This is a genomic window from Alteromonas salexigens (genome assembly GCF_025628895.1).
Taxonomy (GTDB): Bacteria; Pseudomonadota; Gammaproteobacteria; order Enterobacterales; family Alteromonadaceae; genus Alteromonas; species Alteromonas salexigens.
This window is the reverse complement of record NZ_JAOTJC010000004.1, coordinates 371,750-391,607: the sequence shown is the minus strand read 5'-3', so window position 1 is coordinate 391,607 and position 19,858 is coordinate 371,750. Positions and strand designations below refer to the sequence as shown.

Annotated in this window: 21 protein-coding genes; 12 read left to right on the top strand and 9 right to left on the bottom strand. The window is 54.9% G+C overall.

The window, feature by feature from the left end; genetic code table 11:
* Entirely contained in the window at positions 1 to 1,338 is a 1,338-nt protein-coding gene (locus OCL06_RS02870; RefSeq protein ID WP_262992225.1) for an MATE family efflux transporter, read from the top strand.
* On the opposite strand, the gene OCL06_RS02865 is transcribed toward OCL06_RS02870, so the two are convergent.
* Together OCL06_RS02865 and nfuA are read right to left on the bottom strand one after the other, a co-directional pair.
* Positions 1,292 to 1,531, bottom strand: a complete 240-nt coding sequence (locus tag OCL06_RS02865; RefSeq protein WP_262992224.1) for a hypothetical protein — start codon at positions 1,529 to 1,531, stop codon at positions 1,292 to 1,294. The genes OCL06_RS02870 and OCL06_RS02865 overlap by 47 nt on opposite strands.
* Before the next feature lie 6 nt (positions 1,532 to 1,537).
* Entirely contained in the window at positions 1,538 to 2,116 is a 579-nt protein-coding gene (gene nfuA / locus OCL06_RS02860; protein ID WP_262992223.1) for a Fe-S biogenesis protein NfuA, read from the bottom strand.
* A 130-nt stretch (positions 2,117 to 2,246) separates the two neighbouring features.
* On the opposite strand from nfuA, the gene OCL06_RS02855 reads away from it, so the two are divergent.
* Entirely contained in the window at positions 2,247 to 4,862 is a 2,616-nt protein-coding gene (locus OCL06_RS02855) for a M14 metallopeptidase family protein (RefSeq protein WP_262992222.1), read from the top strand.
* Between the two features lie 9 nt (positions 4,863 to 4,871).
* On the opposite strand, the gene OCL06_RS02850 is transcribed toward OCL06_RS02855, so the two are convergent.
* Positions 4,872 to 5,576, bottom strand: coding sequence for a ComF family protein (locus OCL06_RS02850; RefSeq protein ID WP_262992221.1), 705 nt, complete (start codon positions 5,574 to 5,576; stop codon positions 4,872 to 4,874).
* Positions 5,577 to 5,649: 73 nt separating this feature from the next.
* Here OCL06_RS02850 and bioH point away from each other — a divergent pair, with 73 nt between their 5' ends.
* The 3 genes from bioH to OCL06_RS02835 all read left to right on the top strand — a co-directional run bounded on the left by bioH (position 5,650) and on the right by OCL06_RS02835 (position 7,861).
* Positions 5,650 to 6,459 (top strand): pimeloyl-ACP methyl ester esterase BioH, encoded by an 810-nt coding sequence (gene bioH, locus OCL06_RS02845; protein ID WP_262992220.1) that lies wholly within the window; start codon positions 5,650 to 5,652, stop codon positions 6,457 to 6,459.
* A gap of 124 nt (positions 6,460 to 6,583) precedes the next feature.
* On the top strand, positions 6,584 to 6,916 hold the full coding sequence (locus OCL06_RS02840) for a hypothetical protein (protein WP_262992219.1): 333 nt from the start codon (positions 6,584 to 6,586) through the stop codon (positions 6,914 to 6,916).
* 18 nt (positions 6,917 to 6,934) lie between these two features.
* Complete coding sequence (locus tag OCL06_RS02835; protein ID WP_262992218.1) at positions 6,935 to 7,861, top strand: putative metalloprotease CJM1_0395 family protein; 927 nt, start codon at positions 6,935 to 6,937, stop codon at positions 7,859 to 7,861.
* Between the two features lie 70 nt (positions 7,862 to 7,931).
* Here OCL06_RS02835 and OCL06_RS02830 read toward each other — a convergent pair whose 3' ends face one another.
* Together OCL06_RS02830 and greB are read right to left on the bottom strand one after the other, a co-directional pair.
* Positions 7,932 to 10,244, bottom strand: a complete 2,313-nt coding sequence (locus OCL06_RS02830) for a Tex family protein (protein ID WP_262992217.1) — start codon at positions 10,242 to 10,244, stop codon at positions 7,932 to 7,934.
* Positions 10,245 to 10,419: 175 nt separating this feature from the next.
* Positions 10,420 to 10,905, bottom strand: coding sequence for a transcription elongation factor GreB (greB, locus tag OCL06_RS02825; RefSeq protein WP_262992216.1), 486 nt, complete (start codon positions 10,903 to 10,905; stop codon positions 10,420 to 10,422).
* 176 nt (positions 10,906 to 11,081) lie between these two features.
* Between greB and OCL06_RS02820 the strand changes: the two genes are divergently transcribed.
* Positions 11,082 to 11,369, top strand: coding sequence for a hypothetical protein (locus OCL06_RS02820; RefSeq protein ID WP_262992215.1), 288 nt, complete (start codon positions 11,082 to 11,084; stop codon positions 11,367 to 11,369).
* A 260-nt stretch (positions 11,370 to 11,629) separates the two neighbouring features.
* Here OCL06_RS02820 and fkpA read toward each other — a convergent pair whose 3' ends face one another.
* Positions 11,630 to 12,424: an FKBP-type peptidyl-prolyl cis-trans isomerase gene (gene fkpA, locus OCL06_RS02815; RefSeq protein ID WP_262992214.1), complete on the bottom strand. Its 795-nt coding sequence runs from the start codon at positions 12,422 to 12,424 to the stop codon at positions 11,630 to 11,632.
* Positions 12,425 to 12,621: 197 nt separating this feature from the next.
* Between fkpA and OCL06_RS02810 the strand changes: the two genes are divergently transcribed.
* Positions 12,622 to 13,563, top strand: coding sequence for a WD40 repeat domain-containing protein (locus tag OCL06_RS02810; RefSeq protein ID WP_262992346.1), 942 nt, complete (start codon positions 12,622 to 12,624; stop codon positions 13,561 to 13,563).
* Entirely contained in the window at positions 13,553 to 13,783 is a 231-nt protein-coding gene (locus OCL06_RS02805; protein WP_262992213.1) for a SlyX family protein, read from the top strand. The genes OCL06_RS02810 and OCL06_RS02805 overlap by 11 nt, the downstream gene beginning before the upstream one ends.
* Positions 13,784 to 13,797: 14 nt before the next feature.
* Here the strand turns inward: OCL06_RS02805 and OCL06_RS02800 are convergent, their stop codons facing one another.
* Both OCL06_RS02800 and OCL06_RS02795 read right to left on the bottom strand, forming a co-directional pair.
* The gene (locus OCL06_RS02800; RefSeq protein ID WP_262992212.1) at positions 13,798 to 14,892 is read right to left on the bottom strand and encodes a DUF748 domain-containing protein; all 1,095 of its coding nucleotides are present in this window, start codon (positions 14,890 to 14,892) and stop codon (positions 13,798 to 13,800) included.
* Between the two features lie 223 nt (positions 14,893 to 15,115).
* On the bottom strand, positions 15,116 to 15,322 hold the full coding sequence (locus OCL06_RS02795; protein WP_262992211.1) for a YheV family putative zinc ribbon protein: 207 nt from the start codon (positions 15,320 to 15,322) through the stop codon (positions 15,116 to 15,118).
* Positions 15,323 to 15,502: 180 nt separating this feature from the next.
* On the opposite strand from OCL06_RS02795, the gene OCL06_RS02790 reads away from it, so the two are divergent.
* From OCL06_RS02790 to OCL06_RS02775, 4 genes are read left to right on the top strand one after another with little or no spacing between them, the layout of a single operon-like run.
* Entirely contained in the window at positions 15,503 to 17,404 is a 1,902-nt protein-coding gene (locus OCL06_RS02790; RefSeq protein ID WP_262992210.1) for an ATP-binding cassette domain-containing protein, read from the top strand.
* Complete coding sequence (locus OCL06_RS02785; RefSeq protein ID WP_262992209.1) at positions 17,394 to 17,885, top strand: TIGR02444 family protein; 492 nt, start codon at positions 17,394 to 17,396, stop codon at positions 17,883 to 17,885. The genes OCL06_RS02790 and OCL06_RS02785 overlap by 11 nt, the downstream gene beginning before the upstream one ends.
* 7 nt (positions 17,886 to 17,892) lie before the next feature.
* Positions 17,893 to 18,930 carry a hydrolase gene (locus OCL06_RS02780; RefSeq protein ID WP_262992208.1) on the top strand — a complete coding sequence of 346 codons (1,038 nt, stop codon included), beginning with the start codon at positions 17,893 to 17,895 and terminating at the stop codon, positions 18,928 to 18,930.
* Complete coding sequence (locus tag OCL06_RS02775; protein ID WP_262992207.1) at positions 18,927 to 19,169, top strand: YheU family protein; 243 nt, start codon at positions 18,927 to 18,929, stop codon at positions 19,167 to 19,169. The genes OCL06_RS02780 and OCL06_RS02775 overlap by 4 nt, the downstream gene beginning before the upstream one ends.
* Positions 19,170 to 19,196: 27 nt before the next feature.
* Here OCL06_RS02775 and OCL06_RS02770 read toward each other — a convergent pair whose 3' ends face one another.
* Complete coding sequence (locus OCL06_RS02770) at positions 19,197 to 19,745, bottom strand: porin family protein (protein ID WP_262992206.1); 549 nt, start codon at positions 19,743 to 19,745, stop codon at positions 19,197 to 19,199.
* Positions 19,746 to 19,858 lie beyond the last annotated feature (113 nt).

Here is a 19,858-nt window from a genome sequence, read left to right as displayed (position 1 = left end):
ATGACAGGCACGACATCCCGCTGGCAGGCCCACTATCGGCTGATAAGCCTGGCGTTTCCCATGATCCTCGCCAATATTACCACGCCATTACTGGGTCTGGTTGATACGGCGGTACTCGGGCATATGGATTCGTCTGCCATGCTCGCCGGGGCATCGGTGGGAACGCTGATATTAACCCAAATCTATTGGGTGTGCGGGTTTTTACGTATGTCAGCGACGGGGATGAGTGCGCAGGCCCGGGGCAATGAGCACCAGTCCGCATTATTGTCTGCCAAGGCATTGTGGCAGACCTGTGCGATAGCGGCGTTGTTAGGCGGCGCGCTGCTGCTGTTGCAGGTACCGGTCTTGCTGGCGGGTATCTGGCTGGCTTCGCCGACAATGCCGGTACAAACCCACCTGGAAGCCTATTTCACCGTGCGGGTGTGGGGTGCCCCGGCGGCCATGCTTAACCTTGCGCTGGTGGGCTGGCTGGTTGGCCAGCAACGTACGCGGGCCGTACTGATTATTCAGGTCGTGGGTAACCTGATAAACGCCGGCCTGGATATGGTATTTGTGTATGGTCTGTCGATGTCTGTCGGCGGTGTGGCGCTGGCCAGTGTTATCGCCGAATACACAATGATGGCAATTGGGCTGTGGGTCGCGCTCGGTCAGTGTCGGGGCACAGCCCCACAGTGGGACTGGTTTAACTCTGCTGCCCGTAAGATCCTGTTTAAGCTCAACGGCAACATGTTGCTGCGTAACCTTGCGTTGCAGCTGTGTCTGGCGTTTCTTACTTTACAAGGTGCCCGGCTTGGCGAGACACCGGCGGCAGTAAACGCCATATTGATGCAGTTTTTCGTGCTGATTGCGCTGGGGCTGGACGGCATTGCCTATGCGGTGGAAGCCTTGGTGGGTGAAGCCGCTGGCGCAAAATACCGCCGGGCGGTGCGTGCCGAAACCCTGCGTGGCCTGTTATGGTCATCGCTGTTCGCGCTGGCGTACGCCATGGGCTTTTTAGTGGCCGGGGACAGCATTATTGCTCTGTTGACCGACATCCCTCATCTGCAGGCCGCTGCCAGTGACTATTTGCCGCTTATGGTGCTGTTGCCTTTGTTAGGACACTGGTGTTTTCTGTTTGATGGCGTATTTGTGGGGCTGACCCTCAGCGGAGCCATGCGAGACACTATGATTATCAGTGCGGTTGGGGTGTTCTTTCCGGTTTGGTGGCTGACCAAAGACAGCGGGAATGTGGCGCTATGGTACGCGTTGCTGGCCTTTCTGCTGGCCCGTGGGGTGACGCTCGGGGGGGTGCTTATTCGTCGCTATCGTAACGGCGGCTTATTTTCTTCGCGTGCCTGAGGAAATCGAAACGCGACAGAAATAAGCTGATATAACAGCGCATGGCAATGGCGAATCCGCCAAACAGCACCGCCAGCGAGAGCCAGTACCATCCCCGGCTACGGTCGCCGAGGATGAGCAGCAGGGCGGCGCCCAGGGCAAAGACAGCCAGCCCCAGTAAAAAGCCCTGCCAGCGCTGCGTGGGTTTACTCACGACTAATCAATAGTACGAGTGTTCGCCAGCTTGGTGTTCGGTGGCATCTTTCACCCCTTTCAGCTCGCCTGCGAACTGTTCCAGCATTTGTTTTTCAATACCGTCTTTTAAGGTCACATCCACCATCGAGCAGCCGTTACATCCACCGCCAAACTGCAGCACCGCAAAGCCTTCTTCAGTGACTTCAACCAGCATTACCTGACCGCCATGGCTGGCAAGTTGCGGGTTAATTTCAGACTCGATCATATAGTTAATGCGCTCAACCAGTGGTGCGTCGTCGGCCACTTTACGGGCCTTAGCATTGGGTGCTTTCAGCGTCAGCTGCGAGCCCATCTGATCGGTAACAAAATCAATTTCCGCTTCGTCCAGATAGGGCGCACTTTCCGCATCTACCACGGCATCGAAACCATTGAAATTTAACCGGGTATCTTCCGCTTCTACTGCGTCAGGCGGGCAGTAGGACACCCCACACTCGGCTGACGACGTGCCCGGATTTACGACGAATACACGAATATTCGTGCCAGACTCTTGTTTCTCCAGCAGTTTCACGAAGTGAGCCTGGGCTTCTTCTGATATAGTAATCATCAATAAGTCCTACAAATTGCTTAGTTGGGCTAATGATAACAAATTTACCTGAGTAAAACAGTCAAGTATTGCGACGTTTTCTCGAATCGCTGTAATCAAAAAAATTCATACAACGAGAGATGGAAACCTTATGACGTATCCGTTTACCAAGGCGGCGCGCCGCGCCCGCCACCTCTTTTTAACCAGCCTGATCCTGCTATTCTCTGCCTCTGGGACTGCGGTCAGTCTGGTCCCCGCCGACACCGGCGGCAAGCCGGTGGCCGACTACCTGCCAGCCGGTACGCAGTTCAACAGTGCCATTCCCACCCCAGAAGAGGTGCTGGGCGCCCAGGTGGGCGAGTGGCATGTACGCCACGACCAGTTGGTCACCTACATGCGCGCGCTGGCGGAGGCCTCAGAGCGGGTGACCCTGGAAGAAACCGGGCGTACCCATGAAAACCGGCCCCTGTTACTGCTGACCATTACCGCGCCGGACAATCAGTCCAATATTAAACAAATCCAGCAACAGCACATGCAAGCGTGGCAGAGCGGCGAAAGCCGTGACGATTCAGCGCCGCTGATTTTCTACATGGGCTACAGTATTCACGGCAACGAGCCTTCCGGCAGCAACGCGGCATTGGTCATTGCTTACTACCTGGCGGCGGCTGAGTCAGAGCAGGTCACCTCTCTGCTGAATAACAATGTGGTGTTACTCGACCCGTCATTCAACCCGGATGGCCTGAGCCGGTTTGCACAATGGGCGAACATGCATAAAGGCAAGCAGCTGGTAAGCGATCCTAACACCCGGGAGCACAGTGAAGGCTGGCCCTCAGGCCGCACCAACCACTACTGGTTCGATCTTAACCGCGACTGGTTGTTACTGACGCATCCGGAATCCCGCGCCCGCATCAGCCAGTTTCATCAGTGGCGGCCCCATGTGCTCACCGATTTTCATGAGATGGGCACTAACAGCACATACTTTTTCCAGCCCGGGGTACGCTCGCGTAAAAACCCCATCACCCCGGACGGTAATGTCACTCTCACTGAAGCCATTGCTGAGTATCATGCCAAAGCGTTCGACGCCCAGGGCGAGCTGTACTTTTCAGAAGAAAGCTTCGATGATTTTTATGTAGGCAAAGGCTCCACCTACCCTGACGTGCATGGCAGCATCGGTATTCTGTTTGAGCAGGCCAGCAGCCGCGGCCATCGGCAGGACTCTATTAACGGCGAACTGGCGTTTGCGCAGACTATTCAGAATCATGTCACCACGTCGCTGAGTACCTTTGAGGGTGCTCTGGCGAACAAACCCGCGCTGCTCGACTACCAGTCGAATTTTGTGAAGAAGACCCGTCAGGCCGCGAAGAACGATAAAACGGCCGGCTATCTGCTGGCCGCCCCCGCTGACAGCGGGCGCTTCACAGCCATGTTGGATCTGCTAAAACGCCACCAGATTAACTACAATGTGGTTAGCCGCAATGTCAGTGTGAATGGCACAGACTTTACGGCGAATCAGGCGATTTATATTCCCGTAGAGCAGGCTCAGTACCGGCTAATCGACTCGTTGTTTTCCACCCAGCAGAATTTCGAAAACAATACCTTTTACGATGTCTCCAACTGGAACCTGCCTCTGGCGTTTAACATCGACTATGAGAAAGTAGACCGCGGCGACAGCCGTAAGGTGAAAACCGCCGCTAACGCTCAGCTGACGCTTGCCAAAGCGCCGGATGCGTTACCTGAGGATGCGTACGCCTACGCCATTGAATGGCACTTCTACCAGGCACCTGCGATGTTACAGGCGTTGCTGGAAGAAGGCGCCAGTGTACGTACCGCCGGTAAGGCATTTACAGCCCGCCTTGCCGACGGCACCGGTAAAGACTTTGCCCCCGGCACCCTGTTGTTGCCAACCGGGCTGTCACAACCGGATAACCTGGTCGCGCTGCTGAGTGACTATGCGGATACCTTGTCATTACCTGTGCATGCGCTGGCCAGTGGTCTCACTTCCCGGGGCGCTGATCTGGGCAGCCGGAATATGGCGCCTGTCACCACGCCCAAGGTGTTGCTGGTGGGCGGGGTCGGTACCAGCCAGTATGAAGTGGGTGAAATCTGGCATTACCTTGATACCCGGGTAGGGCTGCCTGCTTCGCTGGTCGAGCTGTCCCGTCTTGAGGAGGTCAAGCTGGCCGAGTATACCCACATCATTTTCGCCAGTGGCCGCTATGCCGGAATAGATGAAGATATCCTGAGCAATATCAGCCACTGGGTAGATAACGGCGGGGTACTGATTGGTCAGCGTTCCGCGCTGCGTTTATTTACCGAGCAGGCCTGGCTGGACGCGGAGATTGTAGCTGACGACGTGATTGATGAGGCGTTTGCCACAGATCAGCTTCAGTACGGTGACAAAGACGATCTGTACGCGAAAAAGCTGATAGCCGGCTCGGTGTATCAGAGCCGCATCGATACCACCCATCCGCTGTTTTTTGGCTACGATGACAGTCTCTTGCCGGTGTTTAAAACCTCGAACATGATTGTGAAAAGCGATAACTCGCCGTTTACCACGGTGGCCCGGTATACCGAAAGCCCGCTGATGGCCGGCTACAGCGCCCCTGAGCTAGTGAAAATGATTGGCGGTACCACTGCCGTACTCGCGCAGCGCGTGGGCGACGGGCTGGTCATTGGCTTTACCGATAATCCTCATTTCCGGGGCTACTGGTATGGCACCAGCAAGCTGATGAGTAATGCCATTTATCAGTCGGCACTGATCGACTAACTCCCTGCCTCACCGGCGCTCTCCGGGCGCCGGCGTCACGGCCATCACCCATACTTCAATGTGGGTGGCTGGCCACTGTTGGCGCACACAGCCCGCCAGGGCGTCCACCGTCTCTCCGGTGGTAATGACATCATCGACTATCACCACCCGTGGCGGCGGTTTATGACGCCATAGCGCGTTATCGCTTTGTAGCCGGTAGGCATGTCCGGCATTAGCCTGTCTGGCCTGCTTGTTGAGCCGTTGCTGACTGGTATTGGCGGTGCGCATGGCCCATTGTCCGTACCAGGGGATTTCATAATGTTTGCTGAGTGTTTTGGCCAGTTCGGCGGCCTGATTGTAGTGGCGCTGCCAGTAACGCCGGTAGGTCATCGGCACCGGTAACAGCATCGACGGACGAGCCTGCGTGAGGTCGGGATAGCCTCGGGTAAAGCGGGTGCTTAGCCATTCAGCCAGCGCGAAACGCTGGCGGTATTTCAGTAGGTGAATGAGCGCCCGGACAGGTTGCTCGTACCTGTACACCGCCCGCAAGGTGGCGTAGTGGGTATGGCTAAGATGACGGGCAATGCCCGGCTGGTATAACAGGTTAATCCCTTCGCCCGGCGGGGCAAGCACGGGCATATCGGCCTCGCACCAGTGGCAAACTGGCTCGGGACTTGCCTGATGACAAAGCAGGCAGGCCAGATTAGGCAGCCTGAAGGGGAAATACGACATCATAGTGTGACTCAGTGTAGGTGGCCGGAATTTTCCCGTGGTACACTTTTCTCAGTTGCAACACAGGATGCTGACAGTGACAGAATCGCATAATTCCAGCGCGGTATTCAGCCGTACGACAGGGGCAGGAAAAGATCTGGTTTTCTTGCACGGGTGGGGTATGAACAGTGGTGCATTCAGCCACTTTGCCCCTTATCTGACCGACGACTGGCGGGTAACGCTCATCGACTTACCCGGGTTCGGGCATAGCAGTCACACCCATCCTTTGCCTTATCATGTGGCGTCAATTGCGGACACCATCGGGCCGTTACTACCCGACGACTGTGTGGTGGTTGGCTGGTCACTCGGTGGGCTGGTCGCCCAGCAGTTAGCGTTAGCGCTGCCGAAGCAGGTGTCAGCGGTGATCACAATTGCTTCTACCCCCAAATTTGTGGCCGCCCCTGGCTGGCCTGGTATTGCGCCCGAGGTACTGGCGCAGTTCGAACGCCAACTGGAAACCAGTTACCGCAAAACTTTGGATCGCTTCCTGGCTATCCAGGCCATGGGCAGCGAGACCGCCCGTCAGGATATTAAAGCTATACGAAGTCAGATTACCGCGCATCCCGACCCGTCACCACAGGCCCTGGAAGAGGGACTGAAGCTGCTGTCGACTGAAGACCTGCGGAATGTGATAGGGCGCATTAATCAGCCGACGCTGCGCATTTACGGGCGACTGGACAGCCTGGTGCCTACCAGTGCCGTGGATATGGTGTGCGAGTTACACCCGCAATCGGATACGGTGGTTATGCCCCATGCCGCTCATGCGCCGTTTATTTCGCACCCCCAACAAACTGCCGATATCATTCGCCAGTTTCTTTCCGTGACGGCACAGCGAAAAGCGTCGTAATTTCAGCAAGCTACCCAATATAACTTTAGTCATCGGGCCGCCATGCCGGGGCCCGCCCGGCAAAGCACTTTCCTTTTTCACTGGTTTGGTTAATAATTAGCCATGAGAGAGAAGAGGTAGTGAAATGTCGAGTATTATTGATAACAGTATCAATTCGGCGATTGTTTCTGGTCAGTTTGGCCTGCAGCGTGCCAGTGATGGTATTACTCAGGCATCGGTAAATATTGCACAGCGTAATGCGCAAACCACATTGGAAGCAGACGGCCCGGGTGCTGTGCTGGCTAATGCATCGCTAACCGGTTTGCAGAATGTGCGTGCCACCCTGCCCTCGGCAGCCGATAACCTGACATCAGATTTGGTGTCGTTAAAACTGAACAGCGTCAATGCACAAGCTTCTGCCAAGGTGCTCGATGTGGCCTTCGACACCGTCGGCACCATTATCGACACCCTCGCCTGACGTCAGGAACCTTGTGTTATGAACATTGTTACACCAATGCCCACATCGCTGGTGATCCCTACCGCCAACCCTAATACGGAGTCGGCGCGGCGGGATAATGTTCTGCGCGAAACCATTCCGCAAACCACAGAAAATGAACAAGGCAGTGCCCAGAAAGGCCTTGGCTCGGAAAGCGACCGTGCCCGCCAGCCCGGTCAGCTCCCGGCACCGGTTACCTATGAGCGCCCTCAGATTCAGGGGAATCCCACTCAGGGTACTAGTCAGGCGTTAAACGGCGATGGCCGCGACAATGCCAGTGACGAAAGTGCCGGCAAGGAAAACGCTGAACAACAGCAGCAGGAGCAGCAGGAAGTTCAGCGTCTGAAAGAGCGCGACAAAGAAGTCCGTACCCATGAAAAAGCCCATGCGGCAATTGGTGGGCAATATGCCGGCGCTCCGCAGTATCAGCTAACCACCGGACCGGATGGCAAGCGCTACGCCACTGACGGCGAAGTGTCGATTGATATTTCTGATGCCCGCAGTCCCGAACAGACCCTGCGCAAAATGCAACAGGTACGCGCTGCCGCGCTGGCACCGGCACAGCCATCTGCGCAGGATTTAAAAGTGGCCGCGGAAGCGTCCCAAAAAGCCTTTGAAGCCCGCCAGGATATTGCCGAGGCCAATCAGCAACAGCGCAGCCCGGCACAACCCGGTGAAGGCCCGGCCGGCCCGGAAGTTCCCACCCTGGATGACATTGTTGATGGCAATAAAGTGTCTATCCCTACTCGCAAGCTGGACGAGGCCCTGTTGGCTGCCAGACAAGCACAGCGGGATAATGATCTGGGCGGCAGTAACCGGTCGCTGGACATCGACGGCGAACAAATGGCGTCGCGCAATCAGGTGATTCAACAATTCTATGCGGGCGTCGCCCACGGCAAAGGCGCCGGGTTTAACGCCAGCGCCTGAGGTGATCCTCACCGTCTTTCCTTCAGCTACATAACGTCAGCGCAGCGACCAGTGCCGCTGCGCAGTGCAATTACTTTTGCTTAGCTTTTGCGAACGCATCGGCAAAGGCGTTGCCCATGGCCTGGTTTTGCGATTGTCCCTTACTGCGTGAACCCGCCTGCTTGCCTTTTGGCTTTTGCCCGCCCTTGGGTTTGTTGGCGTTGCCTGCCGGAGCCGGGGTATCGTCCAGGCGCATGGTGAAGGAAATCCGCTTACGGGCCACGTCCACTTCCAGCACTTTGACTTTGACAATGTCCCCCGCCTTAACCACGTCCCGGGGATCGGAAATGAATTTATTGGTGAGCGCGGAAATATGCACCAGACCATCCTGATGCACGCCCACATCCACAAATGCGCCAAAGTTCGCCACGTTACTCACCACCCCTTCCAGGATCATGCCGGGCTTGAGATCGGCCAGCGTTTCTACCCCTTCTTTGAAAGCGGCAGTACGGAACTCCGGACGGGGATCCCGGCCAGGCTTATCCAGTTCGTTGAGGATATCTTTAACAGTCGGTAACCCGAACTCATCGTTGGTAAATGTCTCAGGCGACAGAGTTTTTAACAGTGCCGTGTTACCAATCAGATCGTTCACTGCTACCTCGCTATGGCGGGCAATGGTATCCACCACAGGATAGGCTTCCGGGTGCACCGCTGAGGCATCCAGTGGGTTGCTGCCATTGGCGATACGCAGAAAGCCAGCCGCCTGCTCAAAGGCTTTGGGTCCGAGGCGTTCTACTTTCATCAGCGCTTTGCGATCGGCAAACGCGCCCTGGTTGTCACGGAAATGCACAATGTTTTGCGCCAGGGTACGGTTCAGACCGGACACATAGCTGAGTAGCGCGGGAGAGGCGGTGTTCAGGTCTACGCCCACGGCGTTCACACAGTCTTCAATGACCCGGTCCAGCGATTTACCCAGCTGACTCTGACTCACGTCATGCTGATACTGGCCCACGCCGATGGCTTTGGGTTCAATTTTTACCAGTTCTGCCAGCGGATCCTGCAAACGGCGGGCAATGGAAACGGCGCCACGAAGGGAAACGTCGAGATCAGGCAATTCTTTGGATGCCAGCTCCGATGCAGAATACACCGACGCGCCGGCTTCACTGACCATAATCTTCTGGGCGTGCAGTTCGCTGTTGGCTTTCAGCATTTCGCCTATCAGCTTGTCGGTTTCCCGGGAGCCGGTGCCGTTACCAATACTGATCAGATCTACTTTGTACTGTTTGCACAAGGTCGCCAGGGTGCGCATGGATTTATCCCATTGCTTCTGTGGTGCATGGGGAAAGATAGTGTTGGTGGCGACCACTTTACCGGTGGCATCGACTATCGCCACTTTCACCCCGGTGCGCAGACCCGGATCCAGACCCATGGTGGTTTTCGCGCCAGCCGGAGCCGCCATCAACAAGTCGTTGAGGTTTCTGGCGAACACATTAATGGCTTCTTCCTCAGCCTGTTCCCGCAGCGCGCTGAACAGCTCTGTTTCCATGTGTAGCGAGATTTTAATTTTCCATGCCCACTGCACCACTTGCGCCAGAAAATTATCACCCGGACGGTTGCGTTGCATGATTTGGTAATGCTCGGCAATAATCTGTTCACAATGCGACGCCTGACCGGGCTCATCCTGTTGCGGATCGGCATTAAGCTGAATATGCAGCATGCCTTCATTACGACCACGGAACATGGCCAGCGCACGGTGCGAAGGCACCTTGCTGAGCTTTTCTGAATGGGCAAAGTAGTCTTTATATTTGACCGCCTCATTTTCTTTGCCGGGCGCTACCGTACTGGTGATATGGGCATTCTTCTGCAGATACTGACGGATACGGCCCAGCAGTGCGGCGTCTTCAGCAAATCGCTCTATCAGGATGTAACGGGCGCCTTCCAGTGCTGCCTTGGTATCGGCTACGCCGTTTTCGGCATCCACATAGGCGGCCGCCTCGGTTTCAGGATCTTTGTCGGGATTCTGGAACAACATATCTGCCAGCGGCTCCAGTCCTGCTTCGATAGCAATCTGGCCTTTCGTGCGCCGGCGTGGTTTATACGGCAGATACAAATCTTCCAGGGCGGTTTTGTTATCCGCACTGTTAATTTGTTCGCGCAGGGTGTCGGTAAGCTTACCCTGCTCATCTATGGATTTGACGATAACGCGGCGGCGATCTTCCAGTTCCCGTAAGTAGGTGAGCCGTTGCTCCAGGTTACGTAGCTGCGTGTCGTCCAGCCCCTGGGTTACTTCCTTCCGGTAACGGGCAATGAAAGGCACGGTGGCGCCTTCGTCCAGCAGCTTGACGGCTGCCTGTACCTGCGCGGCGTTAACGGCCAGTTCATTGGCAATTTTGTTTATGATCATAAGAATCTCTGTAACCTGAAAGTCAAGATAAACACCGGCTATAACGAGTAACACGCGCCGGGATCCGGGTTAAAAAAAGTGGCTGCAAGTATATACCACTGGGTGGTGCCGACAGAAGAGCGATTAGGGCTGCAACCAGGTTTGAGGGGAAATTAACGGGCCAGGCGCCGGAAAATCAGGCCTTGTCGGTAGGATCGTACCAGATGCGGTTTATCCACCAGGTAAACCGGCCAGCCTCGGTGGTCACGGTCAGCTCGTCATCGGCATGTTTGCCTACCAGCGCCCGGGCCATGGGTGAGTCAATGGAGATGTAATCTCTGCGGCCAAAAATTTCATCATACCCCACCAGACGCAGGGTCATGGTTTTGCCATCGTCATTTTCGATCTCTACCCAGGCTCCGAAGAATACCTTGCCTTCCTGTTGCGGGGAGTAATCCACAACTTTCAGGTTTTCAAGGCACTTGCGCAGGTAGCGAACCCGGCGATCAATTTCCCGCAGCTTCTTCTTGTTATACTGGTAATCGGCATTTTCACTACGATCCCCCAGACTTGCCGCCCAGGTGACCTTACGGGTAATTTCGGGGCGTTCTTCACGCCATAAAAAATCCAGTTCGTCGCGTAATTTCAAATAGCCTTTGCGGGTAATAAGCGGTGTTTTCACGATCCATCCGGTCTGTGTAGTGGGTAAGTTAAACGTATGCTGACTATGTAATGACGGCAGTTGTCTGGCACAACCCCGCCTTATAACACTTTTTCTGTATTTTTTGTCAGAAATGTATAAAAATTGAACGTGCCGCTATCAATCAGGTCAGAGTTACAACAATGATAAAAAATACGATGACAACCCAATTTTACGCGAACAGAGCCATGACCGAGAATCACAGTCACCGCCGGCAACTTACCGCGAAGGCCACCAGTGCGACCATCGTCGGGTTTCTGTTGTTCCTGACCGGGGTACTTATGGTGGTGATCGGTATGATCGACGTGCTGGTTCGCATAGACAGCCTGCGCACCGCGCTGATGTTGCTGGTGGGCATGCTGTTGTACAAAGTAGGCCAGGTCATTTTGCGACACTACGCTACCCTCAAAGGCCGCAAAGAGCGGCGGCGTCAGCCGCGCTGGTAACCAGTGGTTCTATCCGCTGAGTTTTTAGAATAAATCGATTTAACGAAATGGGCCGGTCTGCCGCCAATCTGGCGTGACTGGACTATACTTAAGTTGAAAATTCGAGATACCCAGCATTTACGAATGGTCTGGATTACTATGCAGACCCGCGCTTGAACCCATACAGGCGTCATGCACGAGGGATAAGGTGAGCAAGGATTACGCTGTCTTGAAACAAAAAAGCCGACGCAAACCGTCGGCTTTTCTCTTAGCGAAGCAGCTTACTCAGTGGCTTCAGCGCTTTCAGTATCTACAACTTCCAGCAGTTCCACATCGAATACCAGAGTTGAATTAGGCGTAATTGCGCCCTGGGCGCGCTCGCCATAGGCCAGATCTGATGGAATGTGGAAACGGTATTTCGCACCTTCTTTCATCAGCTGTACACCTTCGGTCCAGCCCGGAATAACCCGGTTAAGCGGGAATACCGCCGGCTCGCCGCGCTTGTATGACGAGTCAAATACGGTGCCGTCCAGCAGGGTGCCTTTATAGTGCACTTTTACTGTGTCTTCCGCAGCCGGGCTCTCGCCTTCACCTTCTTCCAGTACTTCGTACTGCAGGCCAGACTCGGTGGTCATCACGCCTTCGCGTTCGGCATTCTCGGCCAGATACTCAGCGCCCGCCTGTTTGTTTTCTTCAGCTGCCTGCGCTGCCATTTCCTGCTGCTTGGCACGCATTGCTTCTTCGCCCGCCTGGGCAAACTGCTGAATTTCCTGAGGAGTGAACTTCAGCGCATCTTTCAGGGCATCATCGAAACCCTGACGCAGCGCGTCTTTGTCCATTGGCTCACCCAGTTGCGCTTGTTGCTGTGCACGGTTTTGTACGAACAGCCCCATGCTTGCACCCATCGCATACGCTTGCTTCTGCGCATCGGTCATTTCTTCAGCGGCAGCAGATTGCGCGGCGACGTCTTGCGTGGCTTCGGTGTCAGCGGCATCCGTTGACTCTTCGGTTTGTGGCTGACAGGCGAACAGACCCAGGGCTGCGACCGTAGATAAAGCGACAAGCGACTTTTGCATAAACATCTCCAAAATTAGTGTGCTGATCGTGCAGGAGGGCGCGTTAAACAGAAACGTTGACCTCGTGTTACACGATGTAAATAAAACCAGTTTCCATGCTATGGTAAACCCAGCAGGTTTAAATCGAAAGCCATTTGACTATGTTTACCCCGCGTTTGTTCCGCACACCACTGATAATTGTTGCCCTGACCAGCCTGATGGCCGGCTGTACCGTGCCCGATACTACGCCGTTGTCATCTGTGCGGCTGGCGGATGGCGGTGCTTATGCGGCCGATGTTTCCCCGGATGGCACGGTGAGTGTGGTGTCGGGTGTAGATAATGGTATTAAGGTATGGGAAACCGGCGCCACCACCCCGAAATTTCGCTGGCGTCACCAAGGCGAAGGCAACAATCTGGTGGTGTCGGTACACATCTCCGCGGATAACCAGTATGTGGTGTCTTCCGATCGCACCGCGTTTGCCCTGTGGAGCGTAGAGACCGGCGAGCCAGTCGGGTTTTGGCGCATTGATGAGTCTTCTATTCGCGATATTGCGGTGGCAAATGACGGGCGCGGCGTGCTGGTGGGGCGCAGTAGCGGGCAGGTGATGTACTTCGAACCGGGCACACAACGGCGGCTGGAGTTTCTTGGTCACCAGGAAAAAATTAACAGTGTGGATTTGTCACCCAACGGCAAGTTCGCGCTGACCGGCGGCAATGACTATACCGCCTATCTGTGGAGTACCGACAGCGGCCAGATAATTCATACGTTTCACCACCCGACCCGGGTAACACTGGTGGCGCTGGATGATGCCGGCCGCTACCTGTTTACGGCGGACAGCCAGCAAAAATCCCAAATCTGGGACGCGCAAACAGGTGCGCCGGTGAGCCAACTACAGTATATTGCGCGCCAGAAAATGTTCACAGACGCTGTGTTTTCGAAAGATGGTAAGTACTTATTAACTGGATCGCCCTCCAGGAGGGTAAACTTGTGGGAGGTGCGTACCGGCGAACTGGTGGAGTCATGGAAAGTGGCGCCACGGGAAAATCAAACTCCGGCCACGGCGGTGGTGTATGGCGTTGGCTTTCTCAACCCGCAAACCATTCTTACGCAAAGCAGCAGCGGACTGGCCGAAACCTGGGAAATTAATTATGACCAATGAACGTACCGCGGCAGAAATGCAGCAGCAAATTGACGAGCTGGAGACCAAGGTGGCGTTTCAGGAGTACACTATCGACAGCCTGAATGATGCCCTGGCTTCGCAGCAAAAACAGCTGGATGACCTCACCTTCAAACTGAATCATGTGATTGATCGTGTGAAATCACTGCAAACGTCCAATATTGCTAAACAGGACGAAGAAACCCCGCCACCTCATTATTAGCCGATAGGCGGCGTTTAACCACCGTCGCCGTCACGGCTCTCTTCCGCATCCTCCAGCGACACACTGTGCTCCAAATCGCCCCGCATGGCGTTGATAAACGCGTTTTTGAGGATCCCCACCACGGTGCTCCAGGTATCGGTATCCGGTTCAGACAAGGAGCCTTCAATAGGGATGCGGGTGGCAATCTGATCTTCCGACTGATTTTCAAATAACTCTGCAATAAATCCCGACGCCAACTCGCCAAGCACCTCAATGGGCCCGTCGCCGTCCCGTTCCACATCGCCCTCCCAGGAAAATACATCCACCTGGTGGAGAATGGGCTTCACGTAGCCGGTCACCGTGCCATTGTTCGCTGCCAGTTCGAATGCCAGTTCCAGAGAGCCGGCTTCCAGGTCAAAGGGGGCGTAGGTATCCAGCAGGTTTTTAAAGTTAACCAGGGCGACGTCATCGGCCTGCACGTTAATGTCGAAAGTGGGGCGTGGCGTGCTGGGGTCCAGAGACGCAGAAGCGGTGATTGAGCCTTGCTCAGCGGTTTTGCCAGTGGCCTCCATGCTTGCCACTAGATCCCGGGACAAATCCCGGCTGTTAACCACATTAAGCAGCGCTAACTGGATATCGTGCAGGGATATATGAATTTCAGGGGTAGTCTGCGGGTTATGAAAAGCAACTTTGCCGTTGCGTATAGTTAAGCGGTCAATCTTCAGCGGGAACAGTTGATTGGCAATAGACAGCCAGTTCTCATCCCGTCCGACCTGACTGCGCGCCTGATCAGGGCCATCCACAAAATTAATTTCCGGCGCATGCACACTCACAGATCCCACCGCAGCGCCGTCGAACAGTGCCGACCACAGCAGTGAGAATTCGACGTATTCGGCGCGAAATAGCGGTCTGTCTACCTGTCCATTGCTTTTATACAGCAGCACATTCTCGATAGAGTACGCGCCCCGCCATAGCATCAGGTCCACATCGCCAACCCGCCCGTCATAGGAGCCGGGCTGGCTGAGCGTGGCATTAATATACCGCTGCGCCGCGTACGGCATGGCAATGCGTACGCCAAGCAGCACGATGCCGAGTGCCAGTAACGGATATAGCCAGTACTTTCTGGTCATAAGCTCACCTGCCTCACCCAATCGGCCGCGCCGGGTGCGCCGCCTGTAATAGCACGTACAAGAGCCATGCCAGGCCCGGCCTCAGCGCGGGTTTTCTGGAAAGAGGTCTAACTGGTTGTTATTGCTGACTTTGTGATGAAGCCGAAAGAGAGAAGGTAATGCCCGTGACAGCCAGGTTGTGTAGAGTTTGCCAGATCGGATCAGTAAAAATGTCAAACCCACGCTATTGGGGTTTGAAAATCCCGATCACGTTTTCCTTTTCCCGGGTTTGTGATTTGACGTTGTCGTCAGTTTGCGACTCTGCATAGCCACATTTAACACATTCCAGTTTCTCTACGTTGTTTTCGAAGTACAGGGAGACGGTATCCAGCGCCTTGCAACTGGGGCAGGTCGCGCCGGCAATAAAACGTCGTTTGACTCGTGAAGACATAGCACCCCTTATTTGTGCAAACCATTAGCGTAGTGCTTCAGTATACCGCATTAGCGGGCAGGATGGCATTAAAGCGGCGTAATCACCCCGCACACTGGGATTAACCCAGCATCAGTATTAATTGCACCGGCGAGATTTGCTATGATACGCGGCCGCAACCCACTGGAGATTCACTGAGTAATGATCAAGCTGACAGACGTCACGTTAATGCGTGGCCGCAAAGTATTGCTAGACCACGCGTCGGCACAGATCTTCCCTGGTCATAAGGTCGCACTGATTGGGAGTAATGGCTGTGGGAAATCATCACTGTTTGCTTTGCTCAGACAGGAACTCAGCGTAGATAGTGGCGAATGTTACCTGCCCGCTCAGTGGCGAATTGTGTCGGTGGCTCAGGAAACCCCCGCCACCGATCGCGCGGCACTGGCCTATGTGATTGATGGCGATCAGCATCTGCGCGCGCTTCAGCAACAACTGGCTGACGCCGAGGCGGCGCAGCATGGCGAAGCCATTGGCCGGTTGCATGGGCAGCTTGAACAGGCCGGGGCGTATACAGTCGAAGCCCGCGCCGCCACAATTCTGGCCGGGTTGGGCTTTACCAATGCGCAGTTGCAGGCCCCGGTGAGCGATTTTTCAGGTGGCTGGCGAATGCGGCTGAATCTGGCCCAGGCGCTGCTTTGCCCCTCTGATTTATTGCTGCTTGATGAGCCTACCAACCACCTGGATTTGGACGCGGTTATCTGGCTGGAAAAATGGCTGCAACGTTATGAGGGCACACTGTTACTGATTTCCCACGATAAGGCCTTCATCGACAGTACGGTGGGCCACATACTCAGTGTGGAGCAGCAACAGCTGGTAGGCTATACCGGTAATTACTCCTCGTTTGAAACCCAGCGTGCCGAGCGCCTGCGTTTGCAGAATATTGAATACGAGAAGCAACAGGACAAGATTGCTCACCTGCAATCGTTCATTACCCGCTTTAAAGCCAAGGCCAGTAAGGCCAAGCAGGCGCAAAGCCGGGTTAAACAACTGGAAAAAATGGAAACCCTGTTGCCGGCCCATGCCAGCAGCCCGTTTAGTTTTGCCTTCGCGCCGCCCGCAGCGTTGCCAAATCCGCTGGTACAAATGGAAGAAGTGCAACTGGGGTATGATGATCATATCGTGCTGGAGCAGGTCAAGCTGAATCTGGTGCCTGGCAGTCGTATTGGTCTGCTGGGTCGCAACGGGCAGGGTAAATCTACCCTCATCAAATTGCTGGCCGGTGTCCACGCGCCGAAATCAGGTAGCTTTGCTACGGCGAATGGACTGAAAGTGGGTTACTTCGCCCAGCATCAGCTGGAAACGCTGGATCCTAATGCCTCGGCGCTCCAACACCTGCAGCGGCTGGACACCAAAATGACCGCTCAGGAGCTGCGTGATTTTCTGGGTGGGTTTGGCTTTCACGGGGATGAAGCCCTGGGGGCAGTAGCCCCGATGTCCGGCGGTGAAAAAGCCCGTCTGGTACTGGCACTCATTGTATTTCAGAAGCCGAATCTGCTGCTGTTGGATGAACCCACCAACCACCTCGATTTAGAGATGCGCCATGCCCTGAATATCGCCCTGCAGGGTTTTAGCGGGGCGATGGTGTTGGTATCCCACGATCGCTTCCTGTTGTCCTCGGTGTGTGAAGATTTTTATCTGGTAGACAGCGGGCAGGTGGCGTCCTTCGATGGCGATCTGGATGATTACCGTCAATGGATCCTGGCGCAACAGCAAGAAGAAAAGCCCGCGAAAGCGGCACAGCCAAAAAACGATCGTAAAGCAGAGAAACGGCGCGAGGCGGAGTTTCGACAATCAGTAGCGCCCCTCAAAAAGGCGCTGGAAAAGCACGAAAAAGCTATGGATAAGCTCTCTGGCAAGCTTGAGTCGGTAGAAACAGAGCTGTCCCGGCCTGAACTGTACGATGACGAGAACAAAAGCGAATTGATGGCATTACTGGACGAACAGGCCGCCCTTAAACAGTCTCTGGAGGAGCACGAAATGGCGTGGCTCGACGCCCAGGAGTCCATGGAAACCAAACGGCAGGAGTACTTGCATGACAGCTGAGCTAACCTCGACCACGTTCTGGGAGTTTAGCGGGAAATTGTATACCCGGGGAGATGTCGCGGCCCATTGCCTGGCGTTGCAGGATAATCACGGCGTCAACGTGAACCTGTTATTGCTGGTGTGCTGGTGTATGCAGCATAACGTGATACTGACGCTTCCGCAGCTGACCGAGTTGCAACAGGCCGTTGCGGAACAGGACAAAGCGCTTGCCGCACACCGGACCCGGCGCCGCGCCGCCCATCCGGACCAAGGTGGCAATGAAAGTGACTACACTGCGCTGAAAGAGCAGGAACTGGTACTGGAGCGTGAGTGCCAGACCGTACTGGTTGAGACAATCAAGGGGCTGGTGGTAAGCCGCTTTGAAGGCGATGCGCTGAACCCTACAGTGGTGGCGTTCATCCATCACTATCAGCTGAAGTCCCACCCCGAGGCCAGAGCCAGCCTGAGCTACCTGATGTCGCAGCTGGAAACAACAGAATAACGCAACCATGAGTAAACACAGTCGCTCCCACGGGATCATCAAACAAAGCAGCTTTCGCGCACCGGCGTGGGCACGCAACCGGCATATTCAGACTATCTGGCCCCGGTTTATCCAGAAACGGCTACCGCTACGCTACAGTATGGAGCGGCTGGAGCTGCCCGATGACGACTTCGTGGACGTCGCCTGGGGACCCAAACCGCAGGAGCCTACCGGTATTGTGGCGCTTTTTCATGGACTGGAGGGCAGTATCCGGTCGCATTACGCCAATGACATGATGGCGACGCTGAGCCGGCGGGGATGGCAGGTGGTTATGATGCATTACCGCGGCTGTTCCGGTGAGCCCAACCGCCAACCCCGTGCCTACCATTCAGGCGAAACCAGCGATCCGGCGTTCTTTCTCGACTGGCTGAGCGAGCGGTTTCCTGCGCTGCCCAAAGTGGCGATTGGCTTCTCGCTTGGCGGAAATATGTTGCTGAAACTGCTAGGCGAAAACCCCGCTCAGAAGTGGTTACAGGCAGCGGTTTCGGTGTCGGCCCCGCTTAAGCTGGCAGAGTGTTCGCAGAGTATTAATCAGGGGTTTTCCCGTGTTTATCAGAAATACCTGTTGGCGAGTATGAAAGACACGCTGAAGCGGAAAATGACCTACATTGACTATCGCCGGCTTATTCAGTTAAAAGAAGAAGACGTGGACGCCATCGAGGCATTCCATCAGTTTGATGATAAAGTGACGGCTCCGCTGCATGGCTTTGAGGATGCGGCGGATTATTATGAAAAATGCAGCGCTTACCATTTTCTCAGCGCCATTCATTGTCCCACGCTGGTGCTGCACAGTATCGACGATCCGTTTATGAACCATCTGGTGGTGCCGCAGCAGGAAGATTTGTCCCGGGCGGTGACCGTTGAACTAAGCGAACAGGGCGGTCATGTGGGATTTATGCAGGGTAGTATCCTGAAACCCCGGGTATGGCTGCATGAGCGAGTCGCGGCGTTCGTGGAACAATACCTGCCCACACACCCTCATCCGCAGTATGGAGATCCCACATGATAGTTCCGCTTGATGCCCTGTCCGAGGACACGATACGCAATATTGCCGAAGCCTTTGTGCTTCGTGAAGGCACTGATTACGGTGAACAGGAAATGGCCTTTGCCGACAAAGTGGAGCAGGTGTTGTTGAGCCTGCGCAGTGGTGAGGCCGTGCTGTATTATTCTGAATTACATGACAGCGTAGATATTAAGCCCCGTGATGAAGCCAGACATGGCGACGAGGCTGACAGGGAACAGTAGGCGCCCGGCAAGCGGGCGCACACTCTATTAGAAGCTGTAGCGGGCGGTTACCTGCATGATGTCAATTTCATCAATCATTTCGTAACTTGCGCCGAAGGCCCACTGCGGCGTGATGTAGTACTGACCACCCACTTTCACCGTGGCTTCACCGTCGTCCACATCGTAGTAGCCAACTTCACCCATCAGTTCAACCTGCTCGGTGATCATTGAGCGTACGCCGGCAGACAGGCTGTAGCCGGTCTCATCGTCGCCATCGCCGTCAACCCGTTCCAGGTTGGCGCCAAAGTAGGCATCAGTCGTGGCGTTCAGCGGCATCCGGTAACCGGCACCGACGGTCAGCATATTAAAGTCAAAGCTGTTTTCTTCGAAGAAACGGTACTCACCGTTCAGGTAGACGTTCTGGTTAAGCAGGTATTTACTTTCTACCGCCAGACCATCTGGTTCAAATGATTCATTGTTATCAAAGTCCAGTTGGGTGTAGCCACCCTCCACATAACGCCAGTCGGGCGCAGCCATTACTGCGGCTGACGCTGAAAGTGTAAGCACACCGGCTAATACCGAAACTGATTTACGCATATTGTGGTACTCCTATTTCTGCAAAGCAGTAAGTTGAATGTCACAGGGTAGGTAGCAAGTTCATTGCCAACTGTTGATTTAAGCCTGTGAAAAACCAGCCCACTTAAATATAA

Coding starts and splice junctions, on each gene's coding strand:
- OCL06_RS02870 (WP_262992225.1), top strand. CDS start 1: ATGACAGGCACGACATCCCGCTGGCAGGCCCACTATCGGCTGATAAGC.
- nfuA (WP_262992223.1), bottom strand. CDS start 2,116: ATGATTACTATATCAGAAGAAGCCCAGGCTCACTTCGTGAAACTGCTG.
- OCL06_RS02855 (WP_262992222.1), top strand. CDS start 2,247: ATGACGTATCCGTTTACCAAGGCGGCGCGCCGCGCCCGCCACCTCTTT.
- OCL06_RS02850 (WP_262992221.1), bottom strand. CDS start 5,576: ATGATGTCGTATTTCCCCTTCAGGCTGCCTAATCTGGCCTGCCTGCTT.
- OCL06_RS02840 (WP_262992219.1), top strand. CDS start 6,584: ATGTCGAGTATTATTGATAACAGTATCAATTCGGCGATTGTTTCTGGT.
- OCL06_RS02835 (WP_262992218.1), top strand. CDS start 6,935: ATGAACATTGTTACACCAATGCCCACATCGCTGGTGATCCCTACCGCC.
- OCL06_RS02830 (WP_262992217.1), bottom strand. CDS start 10,244: ATGATCATAAACAAAATTGCCAATGAACTGGCCGTTAACGCCGCGCAG.
- OCL06_RS02820 (WP_262992215.1), top strand. CDS start 11,082: ATGACAACCCAATTTTACGCGAACAGAGCCATGACCGAGAATCACAGT.
- fkpA (WP_262992214.1), bottom strand. CDS start 12,424: ATGCAAAAGTCGCTTGTCGCTTTATCTACGGTCGCAGCCCTGGGTCTG.
- OCL06_RS02810 (WP_262992346.1), top strand. CDS start 12,622: ATGGCCGGCTGTACCGTGCCCGATACTACGCCGTTGTCATCTGTGCGG.
- OCL06_RS02805 (WP_262992213.1), top strand. CDS start 13,553: ATGACCAATGAACGTACCGCGGCAGAAATGCAGCAGCAAATTGACGAG.
- OCL06_RS02800 (WP_262992212.1), bottom strand. CDS start 14,892: ATGACCAGAAAGTACTGGCTATATCCGTTACTGGCACTCGGCATCGTG.
- OCL06_RS02795 (WP_262992211.1), bottom strand. CDS start 15,322: ATGTCTTCACGAGTCAAACGACGTTTTATTGCCGGCGCGACCTGCCCC.
- OCL06_RS02790 (WP_262992210.1), top strand. CDS start 15,503: ATGATCAAGCTGACAGACGTCACGTTAATGCGTGGCCGCAAAGTATTG.
- OCL06_RS02785 (WP_262992209.1), top strand. CDS start 17,394: ATGACAGCTGAGCTAACCTCGACCACGTTCTGGGAGTTTAGCGGGAAA.
- OCL06_RS02780 (WP_262992208.1), top strand. CDS start 17,893: ATGAGTAAACACAGTCGCTCCCACGGGATCATCAAACAAAGCAGCTTT.
- OCL06_RS02775 (WP_262992207.1), top strand. CDS start 18,927: ATGATAGTTCCGCTTGATGCCCTGTCCGAGGACACGATACGCAATATT.
- OCL06_RS02770 (WP_262992206.1), bottom strand. CDS start 19,745: ATGCGTAAATCAGTTTCGGTATTAGCCGGTGTGCTTACACTTTCAGCG.